Raw genomic sequence first — 5180 nt, 5'->3', positions numbered from 1 at the left:
ACCTGGGCGCCCTGCCCCAGCGTCTCCAGCAGCTCCCGGCCCGTGACGGTGGACACCTGCCGGAAGGTGGCGGCCAGCTCCGGGAAGCCCGCCTGACGCGCCACGGGCTCAAGGAGGCGGGAGACGCCACGCACCAGGGCCGCGACGCCGTCCAGGACGGACAGGGCCGCCCCCTTCACGAAGTTGCCCAGCGCCAGGAAGGCCCGGGAGAAGCCATCCGCGATGCGGCCGGCCCACTTCGCCAGTTGGTCGCCGATGTCCCGGAAGAAGTCCGCAAGGCCCGTGCTGCTGTCCTCCCAGGCGGCGTAGACGCTGCCCGCCAGCAGCACCAGGGCCGCCACGGCAGCGGCCACCGCCGCGAGCGGCACCAGCAGGCTTCCAGTGGAGAGGGCCAGGCGCCCCAGGCTGCCGGTGACGGACGGGGTGCTAGCAACCATGCCGCCCATGGAAGCCGTCACCTTGTCCATGGAAGCGGCCAGGGAGGCCAGGGCGACGGACTTGTTGAGCAAGCCCAGCACCTTCACCAGCCCGCCAGCGCCCGTCGCAACGCCTTCCACGACGTTCGCCACCTTCCCCAGTGCCCCAGCGGCGAGGCCCGCCCCGGCCACCCACACCAGGACATCCGAGGCGGCGGCCTTCATCTCCGGAGAGAGGGATTGGAAGCTCGCCACCACGCGCTCGACGCCGTCCGCGACGTGCTGCACCACCGGCAGGAAGGCGTCGCCGACGTCCGCCGCCAGCGTGTAGAGGAGCGACGTCATCCGCTCCGTCTCGCGCTCCATGGCCGCGTTGGACTTGGACGCCGCCGCGACGGCACCGGCAATCCCCGCCGACACCGCCGCGCCAATCTCGCCCAACCCCTTGGACTTTTCCTTCACCTGCTTGGCGGCCTTCTCGACGGCCTCCACCACCTTGCCCAGATTGGACAGTGCCTCGCCCACCGAGGCCGTCACCGCCACATACAAGTCGCCTACGCGCAGGCCTCCGGCCATGCCTCACCTCTTGGGACGCTTCTTGAAAACCGTTGTCGTTGTCATCGGGCCGGTATGAGAGGCGGGGCCTGGAGCGCGCATTCCGCGCACCTCCTCGGCCTCCAGAGCGCAGTGGGCCAGGAGGTGGACGACGTCCTCCCACGCCCAGCCGCGCACTTCCTCGGGCGACTGGCCCGTCAGCTTCACCACCGCGTGCAGCGCCCTCAGCTCGGGGTGGTGCCGGAGTTTCCCTTCGCCTCCTCCAGCGTCGGTCCCGCGAAGGCCCGGGCCAAGTCGTCCTGAATCTCCTCCAGCCAGGGCTCGCGCTTCACCTGGCCAACCTCCGACTCATCGAAGACACGGATGGCGGTGTCCGGGTGGTAGAGGCAGAGGACGGCGATGCGGGCGATCATCGCCATCCCCGCGAACTCATCCACGGGCTTCCTGTCGGGCCCCAGTTCCTTGGCGGCCTTCGCGGCGGCGAGCAACTCAAGCTTCTCGCCCAGGGGCGGTTGGCAGATGTCGTAGTCGGCGCCGTCCAACGCGACGCGCTTGTGCAGCTTGCGGCGGGTGCCGAGGGGCTTTCGGAGCGTGGTGGGTGCAGTCATGGTGAGGCCTCGGGTGTGACGTGGGAAAGCAGGCGGCTACACCGCGACGGGCGCGCCCTGGCCGGCAAGGGTGGCGGAGAAGGTGACGACATCCGTGGAGCTGCGGCCCTCCTCGTAGGACGTCACCTTCACCGGGTAGCGGAAGCCCTGCGCTCCCACGGGCGCCGTCTCGTCCTCCACGATGGTGAAGAAGACGGTGGCGTCGCTCTCGAAGGCGTCCCGCAGAACCTGCTGCGGAGCGCTGCCCTTGAAGACATGACCGGACAGCGGGATGGAGAAGGACTTCCAGGTGCCCTTCGTGCGCTTGTACCCATCGCCGCCGAAATAGTTGGCATCCACGGTGTCCTTCGCGCGGTTGACGGGCGCCTCCAGGACGCCATCCAGCGCGTCCGCTTCCACGGGCGCGGTGTCCGTGGCGCGGATGTAGAGCTTGTCGAAGAAGGCCTCTCGGGGTTCAGGCATGGTGGTGTTTCCAGTCAATGGGAGGGGAAGCGCTGCGCGAGGAAGTCCTTCAGGACGGCAGCCACACGGCGGCGGGCACTGCCTCGGGCGCGACGGAAGGACTTGCGGAGGAAGTGCGGCGGCGGGTTGAAGAGCTGCGCGCCCCAGTGCCAGCCCTCGTGAATGGGGCCTGCGGACGGATGCGCGTAGCCAGCCGTCCACGTCGTGGAGAGGCGCTGGCTCAGGTTGTGGAGGGGGCCGCTCAGGAAGGCGCTGTCACGCAAGTGGCCCTCTCCCACCGGCACGAGGAAGAGGGAGTAATCCAGCGCGAGGCGGGCGATGTCCCGACAGGGCGCATCGAGCGCGCGTAGCACCTCAGAGGGTGAGCGGCGCAGACGCTCCAGCCTCACCGCATCGACTTTGACTCGAACAGGCATCCCCTACTTCAATGGGGGCAGCTTCCCGTCCGCCCACCAATTATAACCAACCACTCCAGGCGCTTCTTAACCGCCCCAAAGAGGCACCATGTCTCTCTCAATAGTCTTCAAGAACACCCACATAGAGAGCTCCCATGCGCTCACGCCAACTCTAAAAAAGTGGAATGAACTCATGGGTGACTCAACCTGGGGAAAGAAGGACTGCCCCTGGTGGTATAATGAGCGAGCTTCCATCAGCCAGCTCGCTGGAGCTATCTGGCTGGCTGGCGGCTGGGCGTTTGAAGAATTTTCAGAAACAAAAAGGTCACCTGAAGAAATGGACTTCCCAGGCCGAGTAGACCTCATGTTCTGGACAGGCCGCGAAAAGAACGGCCCTCAGTTCGTAGCCGAGGCCAAATCGTGCTGGTTGCGGCTTCGCTCCAAGTACACAGTTGAAACCATAAACCACTCATTCAACTGCGCCATCAGAGACAGTCAAAAAGTCAAAACCTACAAGGGGAGATACACGAAGCTAGCGATTGTCTTTATCGCCCCTTTGATTCCGGTTAAATACCACGCAGAAACAAAACAGCGCCTAGATGCACTTATCGGCACCATGAAGTCCCGCCCAAGAACTTATTTGGCATGGTATTTCAGGGTCGCGGAAGACACCCCAGTTCACAATGGCTATTTCTATCCCGGAGTTATGCTGGGAGTACAGCCGATTGGACCAGAGTAGCACGTCAATCACACCAAAGACCTAACGGGAAGCACGCACCCAATAGAAAAATTTAGGCTCCAGCGAGGGCGATCACTCCCATCTATTCCTAAGTAAATCGGTGCACTCTCCTCTGCCCGCACAATGGCATACGGAACGAGAGATAAGCAGTGGAGAACTGAATAGACGCCAAGGGCGCACTGCTGACCACCCTCAAAGTCTTCGCGCGCCGAGCGCACTCGCACTTGAAAGGCCAAAGTCAGGTACGCGGCGCGACGCAGCCCCACGTATGCCTGCGGCCCCGCGCCGCCCGTCACCATCAAGGCCACAGCCCGATCCGGCATGTCGCCGTCCGCCTCCGGCATCGGAGCAGTGAAAAGGTTGGCGCCTGGAGCTGGCGGACGGACAAGTCCCAGCCCAGCTCCCTCCAGCAACACCGCGAGTTCCAAAGCGATGTCCCGCATCAGAACCACACCTTACGGAAACGCACTGCGCCAGAGCCGTCCACGGACTCGTCCACGGCCACGGGGCGCCGGGCGCGATTGAAGTCGGCCACGTCCTCCCCCGGCAGCCAGACACGGTGTTGCAACGTGAGGACCGCATCCGTGTAGACGACGTGCGCAGCCAGGTGCTCGTTGCCGTTGGCGTCGCGGATGAGACGTCGGGACGGCTGCACACGAGCCCTCGCCGTCATCTGTGGGCCAAGGGACGGCTTGCCGTAGGCGTCCCGGCCCGTCAGCACGACGTAGGTGATCGACTGACGGAAGGTGTCCGTGGGCGAAGCCATTAACTCACCCGGTGAATTACATAAGGCGCGAGCAACGCCTGCGCGGCGCCAGGGATGGGACTCTTCCCCTCAGCCTTCGCCGCGAAGTAGCTGACGGACCAGTCGCCAATGGACTCGCTGGCGACCATGGCGTCCACGCCACGCGAGCGGAACAGCTGCACCGCCGTGTGAACGGTGGCCTCCTGCACGTCCTCAGGCAGCGTCACCACGCGCGACGCGTCCAGGGCTCGCTGCCCCGGCGTCACGAAGCCCCCGTCGTAGACGACGCGGATGCCGTCCTCACTGCCCTGGAAGCTGTCCACCGCCTCCACCACCAGCCCGCCCGAGCGCGCCGTCTCCCGCCACGCGCCGCGCTTGCGGTACAGCATGCCGGCGTCCGCCAGCTTCCCGTGGCTCTCGTACTCCTCGGCCGGCACGAAGGCACCGCCCTCCCAGACGCCCACCACCAGGACAACGGGCGGGCGCGCCAGCAGCAGCAATGGGCGCCCGTAGCCAGCCGGGTATTCCACGAGCCCCTGGCCGTGCTCGAAGACCCGGCAGCAGTAGCCAGCAACGGCCCGGCTCGCCGCCGTGACGAGGGACTCCAGACGCGGCGTCACCGCTACGCCCAGGTCATCCGCCACGGTGGCAGCCAGGCACAGGTCAGCAGGATGAGCCATGGCGTCACACCGGCAGCGTCATGGCGCCGCCGAAGACGACGATGGCGCACGCCTGGAGGCTGGGCGACGTCCCGCCCGTCAGCGTCGTGGCCTCCGCCACGCGGATGAACCGCTTCGCCGCGCCGAGGTCCACGTCCTTCTCCGCGAAGGCATTCGCCGCCGTCAGCTGCACGGAGGCCGCTCCCCCTCCGGCCGGCACGAAGTCCGTCCAGGCGTCATCCGCTCCATTGTCGCTGGAGTGCTGAAGCTTCACCTCGTAGCCCTGCGCCGTGGGGCTGCCCGTCACCGCGCCCGTGGCCGCGACGAGGACGCAGCTCTCGCCCAAGACAAGCCGGTCGTAGCCCGTCCCCTGGCGGGTTCCAGCAGGCGTCGCAGCGGGGGGCGTGCCCAAGCGAGCGGCAACGAAGGCGCCGATCTGGCTGATGTGTGGTGCGGTCATGGTGTCCTTTCGTGGGGCATCGCCCCGTCAGTTGCTGCCCCAGCTCAGGTCCTTCACCACGACACCGGACTGCCGGTGGCGCATGGCCAGGTCGTGCTTGGTGATGGCGCGCAGCACCGTCTGGTCCGTGGAGATGCCGGA

At 66.3% G+C, this 5180-nt stretch carries 8 protein-coding genes and 1 pseudogene; 1 reads left to right on the top strand and 8 read right to left on the bottom strand.

Annotated elements, in window-relative coordinates; translation table 11 throughout:
• From K8556_RS38590 to K8556_RS38575, 4 genes and pseudogenes are all read right to left on the bottom strand, one after another.
• Positions 1-992, bottom strand: a pseudogene (locus tag K8556_RS38590) (hypothetical protein); the annotation flags it as partial.
• Between the two features lie 203 nt (positions 993-1195).
• Positions 1196-1579, bottom strand: coding sequence for a phage tail protein (locus K8556_RS38585; RefSeq protein WP_121778342.1), 384 nt, complete (start codon positions 1577-1579; stop codon positions 1196-1198).
• A gap of 36 nt (positions 1580-1615) precedes the next feature.
• Positions 1616-2041: a phage tail tube protein gene (locus tag K8556_RS38580; RefSeq protein WP_172810342.1), complete on the bottom strand. Its 426-nt coding sequence runs from the start codon at positions 2039-2041 to the stop codon at positions 1616-1618.
• Positions 2042-2055: 14 nt separating this feature from the next.
• Complete coding sequence (locus K8556_RS38575) at positions 2056-2304, bottom strand: hypothetical protein (protein WP_223745136.1); 249 nt, start codon at positions 2302-2304, stop codon at positions 2056-2058.
• 325 nt (positions 2305-2629) lie between these two features.
• Between K8556_RS38575 and K8556_RS38570 the strand changes: the two genes are divergently transcribed.
• Positions 2630-3175, top strand: coding sequence for a hypothetical protein (locus tag K8556_RS38570; RefSeq protein WP_223745135.1), 546 nt, complete (start codon positions 2630-2632; stop codon positions 3173-3175).
• An 8-nt stretch (positions 3176-3183) separates the two neighbouring features.
• Here the strand turns inward: K8556_RS38570 and K8556_RS39930 are convergent, their stop codons facing one another.
• Genes K8556_RS39930 through K8556_RS38550 form a run of 4 tightly spaced genes read right to left on the bottom strand, consistent with a single transcriptional unit; the run spans position 3184 to position 5039 of the window.
• Positions 3184-3618, bottom strand: coding sequence for a minor capsid protein (locus K8556_RS39930; protein WP_223745134.1), 435 nt, complete (start codon positions 3616-3618; stop codon positions 3184-3186).
• On the bottom strand, positions 3618-3941 hold the full coding sequence (locus K8556_RS38560; protein ID WP_223745133.1) for a hypothetical protein: 324 nt from the start codon (positions 3939-3941) through the stop codon (positions 3618-3620). The genes K8556_RS39930 and K8556_RS38560 overlap by 1 nt, the downstream gene beginning before the upstream one ends.
• Positions 3941-4600 carry a hypothetical protein gene (locus K8556_RS38555; RefSeq protein WP_223745132.1) on the bottom strand — a complete coding sequence of 220 codons (660 nt, stop codon included), beginning with the start codon at positions 4598-4600 and terminating at the stop codon, positions 3941-3943. Before K8556_RS38555 ends, K8556_RS38560 begins: the two co-directional genes overlap by 1 nt.
• Before the next feature lie 4 nt (positions 4601-4604).
• On the bottom strand, positions 4605-5039 hold the full coding sequence (locus tag K8556_RS38550; protein WP_223745131.1) for a hypothetical protein: 435 nt from the start codon (positions 5037-5039) through the stop codon (positions 4605-4607).
• Positions 5040-5180: the final 141 nt, after the last annotated feature.

The organism is Corallococcus sp. AS-1-12 (assembly GCF_020036995.1).
Classification (GTDB): domain Bacteria; phylum Myxococcota; class Myxococcia; order Myxococcales; family Myxococcaceae; genus Corallococcus.
The sequence above is the reverse complement of the archived record's forward strand: the minus strand, read 5'-3'. Positions and strand labels throughout refer to the sequence as shown.